The organism is Stenotrophomonas sp. YJH_SMC_57 (genome assembly GCF_059369755.1).
This window is the reverse complement of the sequence record NZ_JCAFSZ010000004.1, coordinates 318035-339982: the sequence shown is the minus strand read 5'-3', so window position 1 is coordinate 339982 and position 21948 is coordinate 318035. Positions and strand designations below refer to the sequence as shown.

23 protein-coding genes are annotated in these 21948 nt (G+C 68.3%); 16 read left to right on the top strand and 7 right to left on the bottom strand.

The genetic code is table 11. From position 1 onward, the window contains the following. Nucleotides 1–46: 46 nt before the first annotated feature. The 4 genes from AC5P7U_RS07380 to AC5P7U_RS07365 all read left to right on the top strand — a co-directional run bounded on the left by AC5P7U_RS07380 (nucleotide 47) and on the right by AC5P7U_RS07365 (nucleotide 4178). Complete coding sequence (locus AC5P7U_RS07380) at nucleotides 47–673, top strand: response regulator (protein ID WP_197563544.1); 627 nt, start codon at nucleotides 47–49, stop codon at nucleotides 671–673. A 70-nt stretch (nucleotides 674–743) separates the two neighbouring features. Then, complete coding sequence (gene radC / locus AC5P7U_RS07375; RefSeq protein WP_197563542.1) at nucleotides 744–1448, top strand: RadC family protein; 705 nt, start codon at nucleotides 744–746, stop codon at nucleotides 1446–1448. 114 nt (nucleotides 1449–1562) lie between these two features. Continuing rightward, nucleotides 1563–3251: an arginine--tRNA ligase gene (gene argS / locus AC5P7U_RS07370; RefSeq protein ID WP_197563540.1), complete on the top strand. Its 1689-nt coding sequence runs from the start codon at nucleotides 1563–1565 to the stop codon at nucleotides 3249–3251. 21 nt (nucleotides 3252–3272) lie between these two features. Beyond that, the gene (locus AC5P7U_RS07365; RefSeq protein ID WP_197563538.1) at nucleotides 3273–4178 is read left to right on the top strand and encodes an SPOR domain-containing protein; all 906 of its coding nucleotides are present in this window, start codon (nucleotides 3273–3275) and stop codon (nucleotides 4176–4178) included. Between the two features lie 126 nt (nucleotides 4179–4304). Here the strand turns inward: AC5P7U_RS07365 and AC5P7U_RS07360 are convergent, their stop codons facing one another. Next, nucleotides 4305–5057 carry an SDR family NAD(P)-dependent oxidoreductase gene (locus AC5P7U_RS07360; protein WP_004153850.1) on the bottom strand — a complete coding sequence of 251 codons (753 nt, stop codon included), beginning with the start codon at nucleotides 5055–5057 and terminating at the stop codon, nucleotides 4305–4307. A 114-nt stretch (nucleotides 5058–5171) separates the two neighbouring features. Between AC5P7U_RS07360 and AC5P7U_RS07355 the strand changes: the two genes are divergently transcribed. After that, nucleotides 5172–5639, top strand: coding sequence for a YehS family protein (locus AC5P7U_RS07355; RefSeq protein WP_197563536.1), 468 nt, complete (start codon nucleotides 5172–5174; stop codon nucleotides 5637–5639). Here AC5P7U_RS07355 and AC5P7U_RS07350 read toward each other — a convergent pair. Then, nucleotides 5608–6495 carry a LysR family transcriptional regulator gene (locus AC5P7U_RS07350; protein ID WP_197563534.1) on the bottom strand — a complete coding sequence of 296 codons (888 nt, stop codon included), beginning with the start codon at nucleotides 6493–6495 and terminating at the stop codon, nucleotides 5608–5610. The two genes, AC5P7U_RS07355 and AC5P7U_RS07350, sit on opposite strands and share 32 nt — an antisense overlap. A 143-nt stretch (nucleotides 6496–6638) precedes the next feature. Between AC5P7U_RS07350 and AC5P7U_RS07345 the strand changes: the two genes are divergently transcribed. Continuing rightward, on the top strand, nucleotides 6639–7787 hold the full coding sequence (locus AC5P7U_RS07345) for an MFS transporter (RefSeq protein ID WP_414555265.1): 1149 nt from the start codon (nucleotides 6639–6641) through the stop codon (nucleotides 7785–7787). Here AC5P7U_RS07345 and AC5P7U_RS07340 read toward each other — a convergent pair. Further along, nucleotides 7784–8482 (bottom strand): TorF family putative porin, encoded by a 699-nt coding sequence (locus AC5P7U_RS07340; RefSeq protein ID WP_481458187.1) that lies wholly within the window; start codon nucleotides 8480–8482, stop codon nucleotides 7784–7786. The two genes, AC5P7U_RS07345 and AC5P7U_RS07340, sit on opposite strands and share 4 nt — an antisense overlap. A 179-nt stretch (nucleotides 8483–8661) precedes the next feature. On the opposite strand from AC5P7U_RS07340, the gene AC5P7U_RS07335 reads away from it, so the two are divergent. Then, nucleotides 8662–9051: a DUF6165 family protein gene (locus AC5P7U_RS07335; RefSeq protein ID WP_197563528.1), complete on the top strand. Its 390-nt coding sequence runs from the start codon at nucleotides 8662–8664 to the stop codon at nucleotides 9049–9051. A 6-nt stretch (nucleotides 9052–9057) separates the two neighbouring features. On the opposite strand, the gene AC5P7U_RS07330 is transcribed toward AC5P7U_RS07335, so the two are convergent. Together AC5P7U_RS07330 and AC5P7U_RS07325 are read right to left on the bottom strand one after the other, a co-directional pair. Further along, nucleotides 9058–9735, bottom strand: a complete 678-nt coding sequence (locus tag AC5P7U_RS07330) for a response regulator transcription factor (protein WP_197563526.1) — start codon at nucleotides 9733–9735, stop codon at nucleotides 9058–9060. 199 nt (nucleotides 9736–9934) lie between these two features. After that, the gene (locus AC5P7U_RS07325; protein WP_004153841.1) at nucleotides 9935–10507 is read right to left on the bottom strand and encodes an OmpO family porin; all 573 of its coding nucleotides are present in this window, start codon (nucleotides 10505–10507) and stop codon (nucleotides 9935–9937) included. Nucleotides 10508–10717: 210 nt separating this feature from the next. Here AC5P7U_RS07325 and AC5P7U_RS07320 point away from each other — a divergent pair, with 210 nt between their 5' ends. Next, complete coding sequence (locus AC5P7U_RS07320) at nucleotides 10718–13120, top strand: S9 family peptidase (RefSeq protein ID WP_495220927.1); 2403 nt, start codon at nucleotides 10718–10720, stop codon at nucleotides 13118–13120. A gap of 91 nt (nucleotides 13121–13211) precedes the next feature. Continuing rightward, nucleotides 13212–13571 (top strand): DUF1428 domain-containing protein, encoded by a 360-nt coding sequence (locus tag AC5P7U_RS07315; RefSeq protein WP_495220926.1) that lies wholly within the window; start codon nucleotides 13212–13214, stop codon nucleotides 13569–13571. A 15-nt stretch (nucleotides 13572–13586) separates the two neighbouring features. Here AC5P7U_RS07315 and AC5P7U_RS07310 read toward each other — a convergent pair whose 3' ends face one another. Both AC5P7U_RS07310 and AC5P7U_RS07305 read right to left on the bottom strand, forming a co-directional pair. Continuing rightward, nucleotides 13587–14267: a hypothetical protein gene (locus AC5P7U_RS07310; protein WP_004153838.1), complete on the bottom strand. Its 681-nt coding sequence runs from the start codon at nucleotides 14265–14267 to the stop codon at nucleotides 13587–13589. 107 nt (nucleotides 14268–14374) lie between these two features. Next, nucleotides 14375–15253, bottom strand: coding sequence for a histone (locus tag AC5P7U_RS07305; protein WP_495220925.1), 879 nt, complete (start codon nucleotides 15251–15253; stop codon nucleotides 14375–14377). 490 nt (nucleotides 15254–15743) lie between these two features. Between AC5P7U_RS07305 and AC5P7U_RS07300 the strand changes: the two genes are divergently transcribed. From AC5P7U_RS07300 to AC5P7U_RS07270, 7 genes are all read left to right on the top strand, one after another. Next, nucleotides 15744–17177, top strand: a complete 1434-nt coding sequence (locus tag AC5P7U_RS07300) for a Do family serine endopeptidase (protein ID WP_004153836.1) — start codon at nucleotides 15744–15746, stop codon at nucleotides 17175–17177. A 101-nt stretch (nucleotides 17178–17278) separates the two neighbouring features. Continuing rightward, the gene (locus AC5P7U_RS07295; RefSeq protein ID WP_004153835.1) at nucleotides 17279–17644 is read left to right on the top strand and encodes a hypothetical protein; all 366 of its coding nucleotides are present in this window, start codon (nucleotides 17279–17281) and stop codon (nucleotides 17642–17644) included. A gap of 8 nt (nucleotides 17645–17652) precedes the next feature. Continuing rightward, on the top strand, nucleotides 17653–18123 hold the full coding sequence (locus AC5P7U_RS07290) for a phage holin family protein (protein WP_004153834.1): 471 nt from the start codon (nucleotides 17653–17655) through the stop codon (nucleotides 18121–18123). Further along, entirely contained in the window at nucleotides 18120–18569 is a 450-nt protein-coding gene (locus AC5P7U_RS07285) for a protein sip-5 (RefSeq protein ID WP_197563518.1), read from the top strand. Before AC5P7U_RS07290 ends, AC5P7U_RS07285 begins: the two co-directional genes overlap by 4 nt. Before the next feature lie 67 nt (nucleotides 18570–18636). After that, a complete protein-coding gene (locus AC5P7U_RS07280) occupies nucleotides 18637–19746 on the top strand; it encodes an AI-2E family transporter (RefSeq protein ID WP_197563516.1) in 1110 nt (369 codons plus the stop codon). A gap of 31 nt (nucleotides 19747–19777) precedes the next feature. Continuing rightward, on the top strand, nucleotides 19778–20497 hold the full coding sequence (locus AC5P7U_RS07275; RefSeq protein WP_197563514.1) for an HAD family hydrolase: 720 nt from the start codon (nucleotides 19778–19780) through the stop codon (nucleotides 20495–20497). A gap of 3 nt (nucleotides 20498–20500) precedes the next feature. Further along, on the top strand, nucleotides 20501–21868 hold the full coding sequence (locus AC5P7U_RS07270) for a leucyl aminopeptidase family protein (RefSeq protein WP_053509532.1): 1368 nt from the start codon (nucleotides 20501–20503) through the stop codon (nucleotides 21866–21868). Nucleotides 21869–21948 lie beyond the last annotated feature (80 nt).

Below are 21948 nucleotides of genomic sequence, written 5' to 3'. Positions count from 1 at the left end.
CGTTGGCCGCTGCGTGCAGGGGCCTGTTCGATCTCCGAGGAGCCGCGTGCATCCGCGCATCATCATCGCCGACGATCATCCCGTGGTCCTGCACGGCATCCGCATCGTTCTGCAGGCCCATCTGATGGAGATCGTCGGCAGTGCCTGCGACGGCACCGGGCTGCTGCAGCTGCTGGCCCGCCACGACTGCGACGTGGTGCTGACCGACCTGTCGATGCCGGGGTCCGGCCCGGACGGCGCGGACCTGATCGATGCCCTGCGCACACGTCACCCCGGCCTGCCGGTGGTGGTACTGACCGGTGTGCGCCACCCCGGGCTGCTCGATGGCCTGCTGCGTGAAGGCATCAGCGGCCTGGTGGACAAATGCGCCGATTTCGCCGAACTGCCGCAGGCGCTGAACGCGGCACTGGCCGGGCAGGTGTTCGTCTCCCAGCAGCTGCGCCACCACCTGCAGGCCCGCGACCTGCTGTTTCCACGCGAACCGGCCCCCCTCTCGGCACGCGAGCAGGAAGTGCTGGACCTCCTCGCGGCCGGGCTCAACGTGAATGCCGTCGCCGAGCGCTGCGGGCGCAGCCCGAAGACGATCAGCCGTCAGAAGGCCGAAGCCAAGCGCAAGCTGGGCCTGCAGAACAACCAGGAGCTGTTCGACTACCTGAAGACCCGGCGCGAGTGAGGCATGCGCCGACCCGGGGCCGCGGCGTGTCCTGATGGGAACCGCCGCCAGGGCCCGCGATGATGCCCGCATGCCCATCCACGACTGGCCCGAACAGGAACGTCCCCGCGAGAAGCTGATCGCCCGCGGGCCTGCGGCACTTTCCGATGCCGAACTGCTGGCACTGTTCCTCGGCTCCGGATTCGGTGGCCGCGATGCCGTGCAGACCGCGCGCGGCCTGCTACAGGCGCATGGCCCATTGCGGACGCTGCTCGACCGCCCCGCCGGCGAGATGGCCCGCCTGCCCGGGCTCGGCCCGGCGCGCAGCTGTACGCTGGCGGCCGGGCTGGAACTGGCCCACCGCTACCTTGCCGCCGAGCTGGAGCACGGCGAGGCGGTCGGCAACAACCCCGCCGCGGTCGGCCGCTACCTGCAGCACCGCCTGCGCGGCCAGGCACGCGAGATCTTCATGGCCCTGTTCCTGGACAACCGCCACCGGCTGATCGCCTGCGAGGAACTGTTCCACGGCACCATCAACGCCGCCCCGGTCTACCCGCGTGAAGTGGTGCGGCGCGCCCTGCTGCACAACGCGGCGGCGGTGATCCTGAGCCACAACCATCCCTCGGGCGATCCGGAACCCTCCGGTGCCGACACCCGTATCACCGATGAGCTGCAGCAGGCGCTGGCGCTGGTGGACGTACGCCTGCTGGACCACTTCGTGGTGGGCGAGGGCCGCCCCGTTTCGTTTGCTGAACGAGGCCTGCTGTCCCCGCCCCAGCCCCGCCTGTTCGGCTGAGCGCACGCCCGCCCGGGGCCACCGGCCGTCCCCGCAGGCATGTCCCGGCCAGCGTGGTCACTGGTATCTGCGCTAAAATGGGCGATTCCGCCGCTCATTCTCACAGCAGGCCTCGTGAAAAATCTCCTCCGCGCCCTGATCAGCCAAGGCATCGAAGCCTTGCGCGCCAATGGCACCCTGCCCGCCGACTCCCTGCCGCCGGACTTCGTGGTCGAGCGCCCGAAGACCCGCGACCACGGCGACTTCGCCACCAACGCCGCCATGCTGCTGGCCAAGGCCGCGCGCAGCAATCCGCGCGCACTGGCGCAGGCGCTGGTCGAGGCGCTGCCGCGCAGCGAGGACGTGAGCAAGGTCGAGATCGCCGGGCCCGGCTTCATCAACTTCCACCTGGCCCCGGCCGCGTACCAGCGCGAAGCCGCGTCGGTGATCAAGGAAGGCCATGACTACGGCCGCAACCTGTCCGGCAATGGCCGCACGGTGGGCGTGGAGTACGTGTCGGCCAACCCGACCGGCCCGCTGCACGTCGGCCACGGCCGCGCCGCAGCGATCGGCGACTGCGTGGCGCGCGTGCTCGATGCCAATGGCTGGAACGCCAAGCGCGAGTTCTACTACAACGATGCCGGCGTGCAGATCGAGAACCTGGCGCTGTCCACCCAGGCCCGGATCAAGGGCATCGCGCCGGACCAGGACGGCTGGCCGGAAGGTGGCTATCGCGGTGAATACATCGCCGACGTGGCCCGCGCCTACATGGCCGGCGCCAGCGTCGATCTGGAAGGCAGCACCGTGGTCGGTGCCAAGGACCCGGACGACATGCAGGCGATCCGCCGCTTCGCCGTGGCCTACCTGCGCAACGAGCAGAACCTGGACCTGGCCGCGTTCGGCGTCGACTTCGACATCTACTTCCTGGAAAGCTCGCTGTATGCCGACGGCAAGGTAGCCGAAGCGGTAGCCAAGCTGCAGGCCTCCGGCCACACCTATGAGGAAGGCGGCGCGCTGTGGCTGCGCAGCACCGACTTCGGTGACGACAAGGACCGCGTGATGCGCAAGTCCGACGGCACCTTCACCTACTTCGTGCCGGACGTGGCCTACCACCTGTCCAAGTGGCAGCGCGGCTACGAGCGCGCGATCACCGAACTGGGCGCCGACCACCACGGCTCGCTGGCGCGCGTGCGCGCCGGCCTGCAGGCGATGGAAGTGGGCATCCCGCAGGGCTGGCCGGAATACGTGCTGCACCAGATGGTCACCGTGATGCGCGGCGGCGAGGAAGTGAAGCTGTCCAAGCGTGCCGGCAGCTACTTCACCCTGCGCGACCTGATCGAAGAAGCCGGCCGCGACGCGACCCGCTGGTTCCTGATCGCGCGCAAGCCCGATTCGCAGCTGACCTTCGACATCGACCTGGCCCGCCAGCAGAGCAACGACAACCCGGTGTTCTACGTGCAGTACGCGCATGCCCGCGTCTGCAGCCTGCTGCGCCAGGCGCAGGAAAAGGGCCTGGTGTACGAGCAGGCCAACGGCCTGGGCAATCTCGGCCGCCTGGCCGACGACGCCTCGCTGCTGCTGATGAACGAGATCTCGCGGTATCCGGAAGTGGTCGAAGCGGCCGGCGTGGCGCTGGAACCGCATCTGGTGGCGCAGTACCTGCGTGAATTGGCGCACGCGTTCCACACGTGGTATCACGGGACGCCGGTACTGGTGGATGACGCCGCTGATCGCAATGCCAAGCTGACCCTGGCCTGCGCGGCACGCCAGGTGCTGGCCAACGGCCTCGACCTCCTGGGCGTCAGCACCCCGGAAAAAATGTAAGCATCAGGAGACGCAGTACTCATGGCAGCACGACGCGGCAAAAGCCAGGCACGACGCAACAGCGGCAGCCAGGGCACACCCGGATGGGTGTGGCTGGTTGCCGGTGTGGCCATTGCTGCGGTGGTGTTCCTGGCGGCGCCGAACCTGTTCAAGGGCGAAGGCGATGGTTTCCTTCGCGCCGGCCCACAGCCGAACCCGAACGCACAGCCGGCCCCGGTCGCCGATGCCGACAGCGATGTCGGTACCCAGCCGGCCGCGCAGCCCGCCACGCCGAAGCCGGCCGAAGCGGAAAAACCGGCCGCCACCCAGTACGACTTCTACACCCTGCTGCCGGGCAAGGAAGTTGAAATGTCCGACGCCGAACTGGCCGCCAGCGCGCGCGCCGAGGACCAGCGCCGGGCCAAGGCCGAGGCGCAGCGCGCGCAGGCCGCACTGGAAGGCAAGCCGGTACCGCCGGCTGCGGCCACCGCAGCTGCACCGGCAGCGACCGCCAGCGTCGCCAGCACCGCGCAGGTGACCGCCACCAACCGTTCGCTGCCAGCTCCGCTGAGCGAGCGTCCGGCTGCGGCAACGCCGCCGGCCAGCACGCCGCCGGCATCGACCAGCATCGCCGCTGCCACGCCGGCCGCGCGTGCGGAAACCGCACCGGCAGCAACCAGCACTCCGGCCGCTGCCGCACCGGCCGCCGTGGACAATGCCCGCTACATCCTGCAGGCCGGCGCGTTCGGTGCTTCCGGCGATGCCGAAGCCACCAAGGCCAAGCTGGCGATGATGGGCCTGGCCGCACGCGTCGAGTCGGCGCAGATCAACGGCAAGACCGTGTACCGCGTGCGCATGGGGCCGTATGGCAGCGCCGGCGAGCTGTCCGAGGCCAAGCAGAAGCTGGATGGCACCGGTCTGCAGGCGATGGCGATCAAGGCACAGTGACCCTTCGGGGCTGAACGGAAAAAGCCGGGCATTGCCCGGCTTTTTTGTTCCTGCAGTGTCGAGCCGTGCTCGACTGCCGTTCAAAAACAGAAGAGCAGTCGGGCATGGCTCGACTCTACAAGGGCTTCAGCCTTCGCGGGCGACCTGGAAACCGGCGAACGACTGGCTGACCGGCATCAGTTCCAGGCGATTGATGTTCAGGTGCGGCGGCAGCGTGGCCACCCAGAAGATCTGTTCGGCGATGTCCTCGGCGGTCATCGGGTTGGCGCCGCTGTACAGCTTGTCCGACGCGTTCTGGTCGCCATGGGTACGCACCACGGTGAACTCGGTTTCGGCCATGCCCGGTTCGATCGTGGTCACCCGCACGCCGGTGCCGTGCAGGTCCGAGCGCAGGCCCAGCGAGAACTGGCTGACGAAGGCCTTGGTGCCCCCGTAGGCATTGCCACCCGGGTACGGATAGACGCCTGCCACCGACGAGATGTTGATGATCGCGCCCTTGCGCTCCACCAGCTGCGGCAGCAGGCGATGGGTCAGGGTCACCAGCGCGGTGATGTTGGTGTCGATCATCGTGGTCCAGTCAGACAGCCTGGCGCCCTGCGCCGGCGCGGTGCCCTGCGCCAGGCCGGCGTTGTTGACCAGCAGATCGATCTCGCCGAACGCGGGCGGCAACGCCAGCAGGGCCGCTTCCATCGCCACCGGATCGCGGATGTCGAAGGCGGCGGCATGCACCACGTCCTTGCCATAGCGCTCGACCAGCGGCTGCAGGCGCTCGCTGCGACGGCCGGTGGCGATCACCTTCCAGCCAGCCTGGGCGAAGCGGTGGACGGCGGCGGCGCCGAAGCCGGACGTGGCGCCGGTAATCAGGACGGTGCGGGTCATGCAGGCAACTCCGTGGGGAACCAGACCCCCATTCTGGCACCGTCGGCCGGGGCCTGCGTTGCCGGATCGGCCAGATCCGGCCCCACCTGTCGGGGTGACCGGTACAATTACGCCATGATCAACAACGATGTCCTGCGCAGCGTGCGCTACTCCCTGGACCTGGGCGACCACCACGTGGTGACCTTGTGCCAGATGGCCGATCCGGCGTTCGCCGTGGATACCGAAAAGGTCAAGGCCTGGTTGCGCCGCGAGGATGAATCCGGCTTCGAAGCAATGAGCGACAGCGCACTGGCGCACTTCCTCGATGGCCTGATCGTGCACCTGCGCGGCCGCGACGAGAGCCAGCCGCAGCGTGCGGTGGAAACCCGCATCGACAACAACCTGGTGCTGAAGAAGCTGCGGGTGGCCTTCCAGCTGCGTGACGTGGACCTGATGGAGATCTTCGCCAGCGCCGGTTTCAAGGCATCCAAGTCGGAAGTCGGCGCGCTGTTCCGCCAACCCGGCCACGCCAACTACCGGCGCTGCCTGGACCAGATGCTGCGCAATTTCCTCAAGGGCCTGAGCCTGCGCCTGCGCGGCTGAGCACGGCCTCGACGAACGCGCGCGCCGCCGGCGTCGGCACCCGCTGCCAGACCAGGTGCACGCGGCGGGTCGGGGTCGGTTGCAGCGGAATCTGCACCACGCCCTCGAAACCGTCGGCGATCAACGCCGGCACGATGCCGACCGCCAACCCGTGGCGGACGAAACGCTCGACCAGTTCCATCAGGTTGACCTCGAAGCGCACCGTGTGCGGCAGGCCGGCGGCGGCGAACGCCTCATCGGTCTGCCGGCGCGCGCCGGTACCGCGCGGGAAGTCGACCAGTGCCTCATCCTGCAGTTCGGCCAGGGGCAGCCGCTTGCGCCTGGCCAGCCGGTGCGACGGCGCCAGCACCGCCACCAGATCCTCCTCCTGCAGCATGCGGTGGCAGACGCCATCCAGCGCCGCCGACGGCGCCAACCCGACCAGCGCCACATCCAGCGCGCGCGACTGCACCTGCGCGATCAGCACTTCACTCTTTTCCACCCGCAGCTGGAATTCCACCTGCGGGTGCGCCTGCTGGAAGGCGGCCAGCATCGCCACCAGGTCGATGTCGGTGAGCGACGAAATCTGACCGATCGCCAGCAGCCCGCGCACTTCACCACTGACGGCGGCCACGTCGGCGCGCAGGTGGCGCAGGCTGGCCAGCACCTGGCGTGCATGCACCAGCAGCGCCTCGCCTGCGGCGGTCGGGCGAACCTGGCGCGGCAGGCGCTCGAACAGCGGCGTGCCCAGCTCCCGCTCCAGGTAGGCAATCTGGTGGCTGAGCGCGGACTGCACCACGTGGCAGCGCTCGGCGGCACGGGTGAAGTTGCCCTCCTCGGCCAGGGCCACGGCGAATTCGAGCTGCTTGAGATTCACGCAACCATCGCATTTCCAGATGACAGGGATGATGATGATTCATTTCCATCATGACTGCAGCAGGCGGACACTGTGCACCCCGCTTTCTGGAACATCGCGTGAGCCCCACTCTCCCCCCACTGCATCGCTGGCAGGTGCTGCTGATGTCGGTCGCCACCGGTGTCGCGGTGGCCAGCAACTACTACGCGCAGCCGCTGCTGCACACCATCGCCGATGCCTTCGGCGTGCCGTTCGGCCAGGTCGGCATGGTGGTCACCGCCGCGCAGCTGAGCTACGCGGCCGGGCTGATCCTGCTGGTGCCGCTGGGAGACCTGTTCGAACGCCGCCGCCTGATCGTGGTGATGAGCCTGCTGTCGGCGGGCGGCCTGGTGATCAGCGCCTGCGCACCATCGCTGGCCTGGCTGCTGGTGGGTACCGCGATCACCGGCCTGTTTTCGGTAGTGGCGCAGGTGCTGGTGCCGTTCGCCGCCACGCTGGCCGCGCCGGAGCACCGGGGCAGGGTGGTCGGCACGCTGATGAGTGGCCTGCTGCTGGGCATCCTGCTGGCACGCACCGTGGCCGGCCTGCTTTCCAGCCTGGGCGACTGGCGCCTGGTGTATGCGATTGCCGCCGGCACGCTGGTGCTGACCGCACTGGCGCTGCAACGCGGGCTGCCGCGTTTCCATCACAGTGCCGGCCTGGGCTACTTCGCGTTGCTGCGCTCGATCGGCGTGCTGTTCGTGCAGGAACCGGTGCTTCGCCAGCGCACCCTGCTCGGTGCCTGCAGCTTCGCCATGTTCGCGATCTTCTGGACCCCGCTCGCCTTCCTGCTGGCACAACCGCCGTATGAGTACAGCGATGCCACCATCGGCCTGTTTGGACTGGTCGGTGCCGCCGGCACGCTGGCCGCGGGTCTGGCCGGGCGCATGTCCGACCGCGGGCAGACTGGCCGCGCCACCGCCATCGCACTGGTGCTGTTGCTGCTGTCATGGCTGCCGCTGGGGCTGTCTGCACACTCACTGCTGGCGCTGCTGGTCGGCGTGGTGGTGCTGGACCTGGCTGCGCAGCTGCTGCATGTCAGCAACCAGAACCTGATCTATGCATTGCAGCCTGCCGCACGCAACCGGCTCAATGCCGGCTACATGACCGGCTACTTCATCGGCGGCTCGCTGGGCTCGCTGTTGTCGGCGCAGGTCTACCAGCGCTTCGGCTGGACCGGCGTGTGCGTGGCCGGTGCCGCCGTGGCGGTGCTGGCCCTGCTGCTGTGGCTGCCCGGCGCGCTGCGCGCGCGCCAGGCCGCGGCGTCGAACTAGAAGCTGCCCTGCAGCGCCAGCTCCCAGCGTCCACCGCCATTGCCCGGGAACAGGCGCTTGGCCGCACTGTCGGTGCCGTGCACGGTGGCGCGCAGCTCCCATGCCGGCACCAGCGTGGCAACCGCACTGAGCTGGCCGTGCAGGTAGTCCGGCCCCTGCGCGGTGGCCAGCCAGTACTGGCCCACCGCCGCCTCCAGGCGGAACCGCTCGTGCAGCGGCACACGCACGCCCAGCTGGGCATAGGTACCGCGATGCCCCCCGGCCAGCGCGTCGTTGGAATGCGCGACCTGCAGCCAGGCGCGCTGCTTCCAGGTCACGGTGGCATTGAGTTCGGTCCAGTCCAGCGCGCGACCGGTGCCCGGGTACACATAACGGGTCAGGTTGGCATCCAGCGCCCAATCCGGCGCGAGCGTGCCGGACCAGCCCGCCACCAGGTCGAACTCGCTGCGCGCGCCATTGTCCGGTTTGAACGAAACGTTCGAGCCCCACACGCTGGCGTACCAGCCCGATGCGATGGCTGCTTTCGCACCGGCCTGCACCGCCGGGTCACCATCGCTCTGCGAGCTGCCACGCCACACGTAGTCGCTGGTCAACGCCGCGCTGCCACTGACCTGTACCTGGGCCTGCGCGCTGCCGATTCCGAGCAGCCCTGCCAGGGCGGCCACCATGGCCGCCATCGTCCCCTTGCTGTTCACTGCACTGTTTTCCTCGTCGAAGGCGGTCCTGCCGCCGGGACGGCAGTGTCGAGGGCCGGGCCGTAACGGATCGAGGGCGTTGCCCGGCCCGCAGCGCAAATTCGGCGTAAATCCCGTGGATGGGCGGCGCTTCGATACGGGCGCGTTATCATGGCGGCCTGTTTCCAGGAACCAACCGCGTGGACGCCATACTGACCCCGGTATCGATCGGCGAGCTGATCGACAAGATCACCATTCTCGAGATCAAGGCCGAGCGCATCGACGATGCCGCCAAGCTGGCCAATGTGCGCACCGAGCTGGACGGCCTTCTGCCGCTGCTGCAGCAGCAGCTGCAGGCACAGCCAGCGCTGGCCGCGCTGAAGCAGCAGCTGAAGGTGATCAACGAACGCATGTGGGATATCCAGGACCAGCTGCGCGACAAGGAAGCGGCCCAGGTGTTCGACGAGGTGTTCATCCAGCTGGCGCGCGGCGTCTATGGCACCAACGGCGAGCGCGTGCAGGTGAAGAACGAGATCAACCGCGTGGCCGGTTCGGCGCTGGTGGAAGAGAAGCAGTACCAGGGCGAATAAGCCCTCTCACCCGCAATCGAGCAGGTGGCGGAAGCGGAACAGATCGCCGTCGCCGCGGATGCCGAGCTTGCGGTAAGCCGAGGTTTTCTGCGAGCTGATCGTGCTGGCCGAACGCCCCGATCGCAGCGCCATCTCGCTGGTGCTGACCCCTTTCAGCACCAGGCCAAGCACTTCGCGCTCGCGTCGGCTCAACGGCGCCAGCACCGGCGCCGGCGTGCTGCGCGCCCGCGACGCGTTCAGTTCCGCGCGCAGCTCCGGTGGCACGAAGCATCCTCCGCGGGCCACCACGTCGATCGCATGCAGCAACACATCCGGCGCGGTCGACTTGGACAGGAAGCCACGCGCGCCGGCACGCATGCTGCTGGTCACCGTGCTGGCGTTGCAGTGTGCCGACAACACCAGCACCGGCAGCGCCGGCCAGCGTTGCGACAAGCGGCGCAGCAGGGCCAATCCATCGCCCAGATCGCCCATCGGCAGCGCGTCGATCAGCAGCAGGTCCACACAGGTTGGGCTGCGCTCCAGCAGCTGCAGCAGATGCGCCTCGCTGGACAGGCTCACGCGGACCTGCACGCCACTCTGCTGTCGCAACAGCACTTCCACGCCCAATCGCAGTACCGGATGCGGGTCCAGCAATGCCAGGCGTTGGGGCCGGTCGGGAAGCAGGGGTGGAAGTGCGGGCGGCATGGGGGGGCATGTCCAGCAACATGGGACCGCCACGGTAGAACGGAGCCGGCAGCGGAGGAATCCAATTCCTTGCAATGCCAGGCCTGCGTGACCCGTCAGTCAGATGGCATTCCGTTTTGCGCCTTCGCAAACGCAACAGGCCCGGCAGAAGCCGGGCCTGTCGAAGCGCTTCCAGCGCGCGATCGCGCCGGGGCAGCAATTACCAGCTGAAGCGCGGGCCGACGGTGTATTCCTTGTCGCCGTGGCGGTTCATCTTCAGCTCGCCGTTCAGGCCCCAGTTCTGGTTCAGCTTGACCTGACCACCCAGGCGGCCGTACCACTGGCCATCCGGATTGACGCCGTGCTTCTTGGCGTAGTCTTCGTAGCCGACCAGGCCATAGACTTCGGCGTGGGCACCGAAGGCAGTGCGGACACCGGCTTCAGCGCTGTAGCCGTTGAAGTCCAGGCCGTGCTTCTGGTCGAGCTTCTGGTAGGCAACGCGGGCAACGAAGTCGGTCGACGGAGCGATTTCAACGTTGTAGCCGGCACCGATCTTCCACTGGTCCAGCTTGACGTTGGTGTGGTCGAATTCCTGGCGGCTGTACTCACCGAAGGCGTGGAAGTTCGGCAGGAAGCCGTAAGAACCCTTCACGCCCCAACCGTCGGACTTGAACGCATCGTTGTCGGTCTTGGCGTAGTTGGCTTCGGCGTAGTTGTAGGACAGGTTCTCAGCGGCCGAAGCGGTGAACGGCAGGGCAGCGGCCAGGGCCAGAGCAATCAGCGAATTCTTCATGGGGGTACACCTTTACTTTCTTATGGTGTGCAGCAGCGCCAGGGCGCCATCGCATCGGGAATGTAAATTCTCCGTTATTCGCCACAACGCTCCCTGAAAACAGCGGTCTTCGCATTGCTGAATTTTTTGCCTTGATTCAGGCTCTCTCTGGCATACGCGCGCGCCGCGCGTGCATTTGTGATCCATCGACGATTGCAACAGGAGGTTGCCTTGCACCTGCCCGACCCGCTACAGAGGATGGTCCGCGCGACCGTCCTGGCCAGCGCTGCGCTGGTTTCATCCGCGCCTGCACATGCGCTGCAGGCCAGCGACTACCAACGCGCCGAACGCGTGCACGACAGTCATCTGCGCGGTGCACTGCGCAATGCGTCGGTGCTGCCCAACTGGCTGCCCGACGGGCGCTTCTGGTACGAACGCGAAGACGCACAGGGCCGGCGCCAGGCCGTGCTGGTCGATCCGGCAACGGCCGGTCGCCAGATCCTGTTCGAGCCCACCGCGCTGGACACAGCGGTGGCCCCCTTCGCTGCCAACGGGCCATACCTGCGCCTGGCCAGCGTGCAGGCGGTGGACGCTGGCCTGCGCCTGCGTTTCAACGGTGAGGTGCCGATCGATTGCCAGTGGCCACGCTGGCAATGCGCGCGCGCGCAGGATCCGTTGCCGCCGGCCGACGCACTGCCTTCGCCCGTTGCCGATGCGTGGCTGCAGGTGCGCGGCCACGATCTATGGCTGCACTCGCCCGGAACCGTGGCACGCGCGCTGACGGCCGGCGGTGAACCCGGCCATGGCTATGGCGTGCTGCCGGACTTCGCGCTGCGTGGCATTCCGCGCCGGCAGGGCCGGATGCCGATGCGGCCGTTCGCGGTCGGCTGGTCACCGGATGGCCGCTACGTGGCCGGCATCCGCTATGACGAGCGTGCCCTGCTGGACTATCCCTATCTGGAAAGCACGCCCGCCGACAGCGCGCGCCCGCGCGTGCATGCGGTGAAGCTGGGCGTGCTGGGTGATGCGCAGCAGGTGCGCGACAGCCTGTACGTGGTGGATACCCGCAGCGGTCAACAGCACGACATCGCGCTGCCCGAGGGCTGGAACACGCTCAGCGAAGCCGGCGTGCTGGGCTGGGACGGGGGCCGGTTGTACGCGGTGATCGCGCACTTCGGGACGCCACGGCGCCTGCGCCTGGTGGAGATCGAAGCCGGCAGCGGTGCAGTGCGCACCGTACTGGAGGAAGCCAGCGACACCCGCCTGCAGCTCAACGTGTATTCGTACAACCGACCGGCCGTGGCGATCCTGCCCGGGCGGGACACCGCCGTGTGGTTCTCGCAGCGCGACGGCCGCGGCCACCTGTACCGGGTGCGCCTGTCCGACGGCAAGGTGCTGGCCCAGCTGACCCGTGGCCCCTGGGTGGTACGCGACCTGCTGGGCGTGGACGGCGCAGGCGGTTGGGCCTACTTCAGTGCCGGCGGCGTGGACGGGGGCGACCCTTATGTGCGCGGCCTGTACCGGGTATCGCTGCAGGGCGGGCCGATCCAGCGCCTGGCCGCCGATGGCAACGACCACTTGGCCGATGCCGGCACCGGCGCGCTGTTCGGCGGACGCGCGTCGCAGGCGCTGTCGCCTGGCGGTGGCTATCTGGTGGATACCGTTTCCCGTCTCGACCAGCCACCACGCACCGTGCTGCGGGCCAGCGATGACGGCCGTGAAGTGCTGTTGCTGGAAGAAGCGGACAACCGCACAGTGGTTGCTGCCGGGTGGCGACCACCACGGCGCGAGCGGCTGCTGGCCGCCGATGGGCGCACACCGATCTTCGCCACCGTCTACCTGCCCCGTGACTATCGCGATGATGGCAGCTTCCCGGTGATCGATGCGATGTACGGCGGCGCCTTCATCAGCAATGCGCCGGTGACCTACGCCGAAGCGGTGTCCGCGTTGAACCCGGTGTCACGCGCCAGCCTCGCCGAACTCGGCTTCGTGGTGGTCAGCATCGATGCGCGCGGCACCGGTGGGCGCGACAAGGCGTTCCATGACAGCAGCTTCCTGCGCGCCGCCGATGTGCAGCTGGATGACCATGTGGCCGCGCTGCGCCAGCTGGGCGAACGCTACCCGGGCATCGACCTGCAGCGCGTCGGCATCTATGGGCATTCGTTCGGTGGCTACAGCGCGGCGCGCGCCCTGCTGCGCTACCCGGCGTTCTACAAGGTGGGCGTGGCCTCGGCCGGCAGCCACAATTTCCAGGGCATGTATGGTGGCGCCCTGCACGGCATGGACCGGCTGTTCGGCGGCGTGCTGCCGGCTACGGCCATGGCCGATGGCGTGCCGGCGCCGTTTGCCGGACTCGACAATGCCGCGCTGGCCGGCAACCTGCGTGGGCATCTGCTGCTGGTCTATGGCGAACTGGACGAGAACGCGCCACCGGCGCTGACCCTGCAGCTGGCCGCCGCCCTGAACAAGGCCCAGCGCGGGTACGACCTGCTGTACCTGGCCCGCCAGGACCATGAGTTGTTCCGCAACGACGCTACCTACACGCACCGCATGTGGGACTACTTCGTGCGCCACCTGGCCGGCCGGCAACCGCCGGATACGATACTGGCGCCACTGCCCGGTGGCCCGGGCTGAACAGGCATCGCCAGGGTGTCGATCCACGCCGCCCTGGTTCGTCGGGTACTTGAAGGCCGTGCATGCGGCACGGTCCATCCGGAGGCAGGCAATGAGCTACATCGATGGTTTCGTCCTGGCGGTGCCCACCGCCAACAAGGAGAAGTTCCTCGCCCACGCGCGCGCGGGTGATCCCGTTTTCATCGAATACGGCGCGCTGCGTGTGGTCGAGTGCTGGGGTGACGACGTACCGCACGGCAAGACCACCGACTTCTTCGGTGCAGTGAAAGCCACGCCGGATGAGACGGTGGTGTTTTCCTGGATCGAATGGCCGGACAAGGCAACCCGCGACGCCGGCATGCATAAGATGATGGAAGATCCGCGGCTGGATCCGGCGAAGAATCCGATGCCGTTCGACGGCGCGCGGATGATCTACGGCGGCTTCGTGCCGATCTACGAACTGACGCCCTGAAGCGTGCGGGCGCGCTCAGCGCGCGTCCGTGTCATCGCTGGCAGCGACATGGCCGGCGCCCAGTGCGGCGCCGGCACCCAGGCCCATGCCGGCCCCCATTCCGCCGCCGCCACCACCACCGCCTCCACCCGAACGACCGCCCTTGGCATCGCCGTCATTGCGGCCCTTGCCGCTGGCGCCGGGTCGGGTCGGCCCCTGCGGCGGAATCTGCAGGCCGGCCGGGATCGGCGCCAGGTCCAGTGCTTCGCGCACGAAATCGCGCAGCGAGACCACAAGGTCGTGGGTGTGCACCGGCCGCCCCTGTGCCAGTTCGTTGGCCGCGCGTGCAGCCAGCCGCACCTGTTCGTCGGTGCCCAGCAGCAGGATGTCCGACAGTGCCGCCTCGACCGCATCGCGGATGCGGCGGGCGCGGTCCGAACGCGGTTCGGCGATGCCTTCGGCATCTTCGCGCTGGCGCAGGTCGCGGCGATGGCTGGGGTCCACCCCCAGTTCGCCGGTGAACGAACCGCCCAGGGTCTTGTAGGCGGCCATCAGCGTGCGCAGCCGCTCATTGATCTGCCGGTTCTCGCGCTCGCGACGCTGCTGCAGGGTCTGCATCACCAGCAGGCGGATACCCACACCGAGCAGGGTGATCAGGACCAGGCCGGCCAAGGTGGACAGCACGCCCTGCCAGGAACTGAAGTCGATACCGCGCATGCTCGGCACTCCGGCTGGAAGAGCCTGCATCTTGCCCCAGGCCATGTCCCAGAAACGCGAAAGGCCCCACCACCCGGAGGATGGCAGGGCCTTCGGTCACGGCGCGATTACTTGCGCTTGGCGACCTTGCGCACGGCCTTCTTGGCCGGCGCCTTCTTGGCGGCAACCTTCTTCAGCGGCGCAGCCTTCTTGGCGACCGTCTTGCGGGTGGCCGCAACCTTCTTGCCGACGGCCTTCTTGGCGACGGCGGTCTTCCTGCCAACCACCTTCTTGGCCGCAGCGGTCTTCTTGCCGACGGCCTTCTTGGCAACGGCCGCCTTCTTGCCGACAACCTTCTTGGCCGCAGCGGTCTTCTTGGTGGCGACCTTCTTGGTGGCGGCAACCTTCTTGCCGACCACCTTCTTCGCAGCCACGGCCTTCTTGGCGGCGACGGTCTTCTTGGCCACAGCCTTCTTGGCGGTGGCGACCTTCTTGCCGACCACCTTCTTGGCGGCCGCGGCCTTCTTGGCAACGGTCTTCTTGGCCACGGCAGCCTTCTTGGTGGCGGCCTTCTTCACGGTGGCGACCTTCTTGCCGGCAGCCTTGGTGGCGGCCTTGGTGGACTTCTTGGCGGCAGCGGCCTTCTTGGTCACAGCCTTGCCCGCAGCAGCCTTCTTCTTGGCCACTTCCTTCTTCAGGGCAGCGGCTTCGGCCTTGGCGTTCTTCTTGGCCGCTTCCAGCTTCTGCTTGGCCTTGGCAACGGTCTTGCCGACCGACTTGGCAGCCTTCTCGGCCTTCTTGGCAACGGTCTTCTCGACCTTGGCCACGGCCTTCCTGGCCTTGGCAACGCGGGTACCGGCAGCCTTGGTGGCGCGCTTGACGGTCTTCTTGACCGACTTCACGGCGTCTTCGGCGGCGTGGGCGATGGTCTCGCCAACATTGGTGGCGGTTTCTTTGACGTTCTCGACGGCGTCGGTCACGACCGACACACCATTACCGTTGCTCATGTTGCCCTCCTGCGGGCCTTTAGTATCAAAACGGGGCGATGCTATACCGACATTGACGATCGTGGAACGGGGCATGCGCCACCAATCGCATCTGCTGCGACGGCAATGGTGTAGCCAGGCACGGTCGCCAGCACGACTGCTTTGCAGCAAACCCCTTTTTTTAAGGACTGCGCCACACACGCCACACGCAGGATGGGCAGCACCGCAGTGGCCGGCACCGATGCGCTGATCCGCGCAGGTTGTGGCGCATTGCGGCACCCGGTTGCGCGGAACTGCGCAGGTATCGGTCTGTGTCCAGCTCGCGGTCGGCGACCTTCGGCAGTGCACGCATCGCGGCCATGACGGTCGCTTTGGCCGCGTCGCCGCCCCATGGACACGCCGGCCGGGCACGCGGTTTTCATGGCGCATTTATCCAGATCGCGACACACTCATTCAGCTTGTTTTACCGTAGGGCCGAACCGCCCCCACCCACGCCTGCGAACCGACGCCCATGCGACCGCTCCCCACCCTGCTCACGCTCGCAATCGCCGCTGCCTTTGGTGGCTTCGTTGCCACCGGCCTCAATGCACACCTGGACAACCGCGCCGATGCCGCACCGCTGCCGACGGTGTTGCCGACCACCGCAGCATTGCCGGCCTCGGTCGCCGGACAGGCGGTGCCCTCGCTGGCGCCGATGCTGGAGAAGGCGATGCCGGCAGTGGTCAGCGTCAACACCAAGCAGGTGGTGCGCGTGCGCAACCCCTTCTTCAACGACCCGTTCTTCCGCCGCCTGTTCCCGGACATCCCGCAGGAACGCATCAATGAATCGCTGGGCTCGGGCGTGATCATCGACGCCAAGGAAGGCCTGGTGCTGACCAACCACCATGTCATCGACAATGCCGATGACGTGCAGGTGACGCTGGCCGACGGGCGCACGGTCAAGGCCGAATTCCTCGGTTCGGACCGCGATACCGACATCGCGCTGATCCGCATCCCGGCGCAGAACCTGACCGACATCAAGCTCGGCAACAGCGACCAGCTGCGGGTGGGCGACTTCGTGGTGGCCATCGGCAATCCGTTCGGCTTCAGCCAGACGGTCACCTCCGGCATCGTCTCGGCCGTGGGCCGCAGCGGCATCCGCGGCCTGGGCTACCAGAACTTCATCCAGACCGATGCGTCGATCAATCCGGGCAATTCCGGCGGCGCGCTGGTCGACCTGCAGGGCCAGCTGGTCGGCATCAATACCGCCAGCTTCAATCCGCAGGGCAGCATGGCCGGCAACATCGGCCTGGGCCTGGCGATTCCCTCCAACCTGGCGCGCAGCGTGGTCGACCAGCTGGTCAAGCATGGCGTGGTGGTGCGCGGCACGCTGGGCGTGGAGAGCCAGAACCTGACCGCGCAGATCGCGCAGGGCCTGGGCCTGGGCGAAAGCCGCGGCGCGCTGATCACCCGCGTGCTGGCCGGTTCGGCCGCGGCGACCGCTGGCCTGAAGCCGGGCGACGTGGTGGTCTCGGCCAATGGCCAGCGCGTGGACAGCGCCGAGGCGCTGCACAACGTGGAAGGCCTGGCCGCGGTCGGCAGCCCGCTGACGCTGGACGTGCGCCGCGAAGGCAAGCCGCTGCAGATCAAGGCAACGCTGAAGGAGCAGGCACGTGCAGTGACCGGCGACAGCCTGGACCCGCGCCTGGGCGGCGCCACCTTCGTCGACCTGCCCGAATCGCTGCGCCAGTCGGGCGTTGGCGGCGTGCTGGTCAGCGAGGTCAAGCGCGGCAGTCGCGCGGCCAGCAACGGCCTGCAGCAGGGCGACATCATCACCGACGCCACGGTGGGTGAATTCGCCGACCTGGCCAGCTGGCGCGCCAACTTCCAGCAGCGCCCGCCGACCCTGGTGCTGCGCGTGCTGCGCAACAACGGCCAGCAGCAGGGCCAGCTCGTGATGCGCTGATCGCCCCGCCGTAACACCCCCTATACCCCGGCAATGCTATTGCTGTCAGTCCAGGTCGGCACCGCCGACACCCGTTCCCCCATCGCAACAGGAGTGATTCGATGAGCCCCACCAATACCGAGAACCTGAAGGAACACCTGGGTGAAGCCGGTTCCCACCTGAAGCAGGCCGCCACGGCCGCCGGCGGTGCGATCAAGGGCGCAACCGGTGCTGCGACCGATGAACTGCGCATCGGCAAGGCCAACGTCAAGGCCGAACTGTCCGACAGCGCGCTGTCCGGCCTGGCCGCCGCCGAGTTCGGTGGTGCCGCCGCCAAGGAACAGGTCGATGCACTGATGGACAAGGGCAAGGATCTGATCGACAGCGCCGCTGAGCTGATCCGCGAACGTCCGCTGGCCTCGTTCGGCGTCGCCTTCGCCGCCGGCTGGATCATCGCCAAGCTGGCTCGCGGCAGCAGCGACAAGTAAGCCGCAGCGTGAGCGAAGACAACGCGCAAGCGCCTGATCCGGCGGCCACCCCGCCGCTGGATGAGAGCATCCGCCAGGTCGGTGCGGCCGGCCGTGCCGCCGCCGATTCGGCCAAGCATTCGCTGCGCTCGTTGCGCCGGTTGGCTTCGGCCGACTTCGCGCTGGCACGCAGTGCGTTCGGCCGTGCGCTGGCCTGGGCCGGCGTGGCGATCGTGTTCGGTGCGTCGGCCTGGCTGCTGATGGCGGCCACCCTCATCGCCCTGCTGCAGAGCTGGGGCCTGAGCTGGCTGCAGGCCCTGCTGATCACCTCGCTGCTGAGCCTGGCCGTGACCGGCTATGCGATCTGGCGGGTGTCCTACTTCTTCCACCACACCGGCATGCACGCCACCCGGCGCCAGCTGTCACGCCTGGGCCTGTTCGACGAGCCCAGCGAAGATGACCCGGATGCCGATGTGCAGCTGCCGGAGGGCAAGCCATGAAGTTCGGTGCGCTGCAGCGGCGGGTGAAACGCTGCGAACAGGTGGTGACGGTGCGACTGGTCGAGACCCAGGACCATTGGTCCACGCTCAGCCAGGTCTGGCGCCAGGGCTGGTCGCCGCTGCGCATCGTGGTGGTCGGCCTGGCCGGCGGCTTCATCGCCGGCAAGCTGGAAGTGCCGGGCAAGGTCAACGGCGCCCGCTGGCTGCAGATGGTGGGCTCGGTCTCGAACCTGTTCGCCAGCGCGCAGGCCGCGTTCGCTACGGCCATGGCGGCACAGGCCGCAGCCACCGCCGACGATGCCGCCGAAGAAGCCGACGATGCCAGCGAACAGGCACAGGCGGCCGCATCGGCATCCGCCGCTCGCCCGGCAGCACAGCCGGCGGCGGAGCCGGAACTGCGCGAGCCGCGTCCGGCCGAAGCGGCCACTGAGCTGTCCGAACGTTGATGGATGGAATCCGCCGCGCCGATCGCGGCCGGCGGATAATGCGCTTCCCTTCCCGGTTGATGCGTCGATGAGCGAGCCCCTCCTGTCCCCGTCAGCGGCCGGCCCCGAAGTACGCGAGGCGCCGCTGCCGCCACCATCGCGCCCGCGCGGGCCGATGTCGCTGGTGGTGCTGGCCACGCTGGCGGTGGGCTACACCCTGTGGGCCGCACAGGACATCATCCTGCCGGTGCTGCTGGCGATGTTCTTCGCGCTGGTCGGCAACCCGATCCTGCGCCTGCTGCAGAAGCTGTGGATCCCACGTGCGCTGGGCGCACTGCTGGTGCTCGGCGCCGGTCTCGGCGTGACCGGTGCGCTGGCGGTGCAGCTGATCGGCCCGGCGATGGAGTGGGCACAGGAAGCCCCGCAGCAGCTGCGCAAGGTCGCGCGCCAGGTACAGGACCTGACCAAGCCGGTGCAGCAGGCCAACCAGGCCGCGGAGAACTTCGCGCGTGTCGCCGGCGGTGACAGCAACCGCAAGGTGCAGGTGATCCGCACCCAGCTCGACGACCCGTACCGCATGCTGACCCGTGCACCACGGCTGGCCGCCTCGGTGCTGGCGGTGGTGCTGCTGACCCTGTTCTTCATGATCTACGGGCAGAACCTGCAGCGCGCGGCGATCGCGCTGTTCCCGAACCGCCAGCAACAGCGCTTCACCAGCGACATCCTGCGTTCGATCGAGCGCGAGGTCTCGCGCTACGTGCTGACCATCAGCGTGATCAATACCCTGGTCGGGCTGGTGTTCGCCGGTGTCCTGATGCTGTTCGGCATCAGCCTGCAGGACGCACTGCTGTGGGGCACGGTGGCGGCGCTGCTGAATTTCGCGCCCTACGTGGGCCCACTGATCGGCGTGGCCCTGATGCTGCTGATGGGCTTCGTGGAATTCAGCGACCCGCTGCAGGCGCTGCTGCCGGCGGCGGCCTACCTGGCCCTGCATACCGTGGAGGGCCAGGTGGTGACCCCGATCGTGCTGGGGCGGCGCATGAAGCTGTCACCGCTGGTGCTGATCCTGGCACTGATGGTGTTCGGCTGGGCCTGGGGCATGATCGGGCTGCTGCTGGCAGTGCCGCTGCTGGTGTGCATCAAGCTGGTGCTGGCACGGCTGGACGGCATGCAGGGCTGGGCGCGCCTGCTGGAATGAAAGCCCGCGCGGGCAGGCGTAGAATGGCGGGGTGAATTTCCCCGTCCAAGCCATCACCCTCGACCTTGACGACACGCTGTGGCCGTTCGCTCCGATCGGCGCCCGCATCGACCTGGTCCTGCACGAGTGGATGCGTGAACACAGCCCCGCCACCGCCGCGATGTATCCGGTGGCAGCGATGCGCGAACTGCGCGAGCGCCTGTACCACGCCCATCCGCACCTCCATCACGACCTGAGCGCTCTGCGCCGGCTGACCCTGCACGAAGCCCTGCACGGCAGCGGCGCCAGCCTCGACCTGCTGGAGCCGGCGTATGAAGTGTTCTACGCCGCGCGCAACCAGGTGGAGTGCTACCCCGATGCGATCGAGGCACTGGCGCGGATTGCCGCGCGGGTGCCGGTGGCGGCGCTGAGCAATGGCAATGCCGATCTGGAACGGATCGGCCTGGCCCATCATTTCGCCTTCCAGCTGGGCGCGCGCGAGCACGGCGCGGCCAAGCCCGAGGCCAGCATCTTCCACGCCGCCTGCAGCCGCCTGGGTGTGGCGCCGGCACAGGTGCTGCATGTCGGCGACCATGCCGAGATGGACGTGGCCGGCGCGATCGCCGCAGGCCTGCGCGGATGCTGGATCAACCGTGAAGCCGCCACCTGGACCCATCCGCAGCTGCAGCCGGACCTGCAGTTCGACACCCTCACCGGCCTGGCCGACTGGTTGGATGCCAACCTCGACGCTGCCGCACCCCGGAGTATCTGACGCATGAGCGAGATCACTGGTTTCACCACCGACGCCACCGCGGCGCTGCCGCTGTACGTGCTGGACCGCGAGCAGTTCGCGGCCTGGAAGGACGGCCAGCCGGCCGCCACCCAGGCCTGGCTGGCATCGCAGGGGTTTACTGCCGGCGCCTTCAGCACCGCGCTGCTGCCCGGTGCCGACGGCCTGGCCGGTGCGGTGATCGGCGTCGGTGATCGCGCCGACGCCTACAGCTACTCGCACGCTCCGCACGCCCTGCCGGAAGGCAGCGTGTGGCAGCTGGCCAGCGAACTGCCGGCCGCCGAACAGGCGCTGATGCAGCTCGGCTGGGGCCTGGGCAGCTACCGCTTCGACCGCTACCGCAAGCGCCACCGTGCGCCGGCGCAGCTGGTGGCCACCCCCACCGGCGAAGCGGCCGACCTGATCACCGCCAGCCTGCGCGTGCGTGACTGGGTCAACACCCCGACCGAGGACATGGGTCCGCAGCAGCTGGAAGACGCCGCACGTGCGCTGGCCGATGCGCATGGCGCCGAGGTCGAGGCGATCACCGGCGATGCGCTGCTGAAGCAGAACTTCCCGGCCATCCATGCCGTGGGCCGCGCCTCGCACCGCGCGCCGCGCCTGGTCGTGCTGCGCTGGGGCAAGGACACCGACCCGGCGCTGGTGCTGGTCGGCAAGGGCGTGTGCTTCGACACCGGCGGCCTGGACATCAAGCCGGCCGACGGCATGCGCAACATGAAGAAGGACATGGGCGGCGCCGCGCACGCGCTGGCCCTGGCCGGCCTGGTGATGGCCCGCGGGCTGCCGGTGCGGCTGACCCTGCTGGTGCCGGCGGTGGAAAACGCGATCGGCCCGGATGCCTTCCGCCCGGGCGAAGTCATCGCCACGCGCAAGGGCCTGAGCGTGGAGATCGACAACACCGACGCCGAAGGCCGCGTGATCCTGTGCGACGCGCTGACCTTTGCCAGCGAGCAGAAACCCGACCTGGTGCTGGACTTCGCCACCCTCACCGGTGCCGCACGCATCGCGTTGGGCCCGGACCTGCCGGCACTGTTCAGCAACGATGACAGCGTGGCCCAGCAGTGGCTGCAGGCCGGCGATGCGACCCGCGACCCGGTCTGGCGCATGCCGCTGTGGCGCCCCTACCTGCGTTACCTGACCAGTGGCATCGCGGACCTGGCCAATGCCGGTTCGCGCATGGCCGGCTCGGTCACTGCCGCGCTGTACCTGGAACGTTTCCTGGAAGACGGCCAGCGCTGGGCGCATCTGGACGTCTATGCCTGGAACGACGGCGAGCGACCGGGCCGTCCGGCCGGTGGCGAAGCGCTGGCGCTGCGCTCGGCATGGGCGATGCTGAAGGCGCGCTACAGCTGATCGGGTGGGTGCCGACCCTGGTCGGCACGCCGTCCCCGGCAAACTTGACGAAAATTTGAATACCGGGCCTGGAAGGGTTC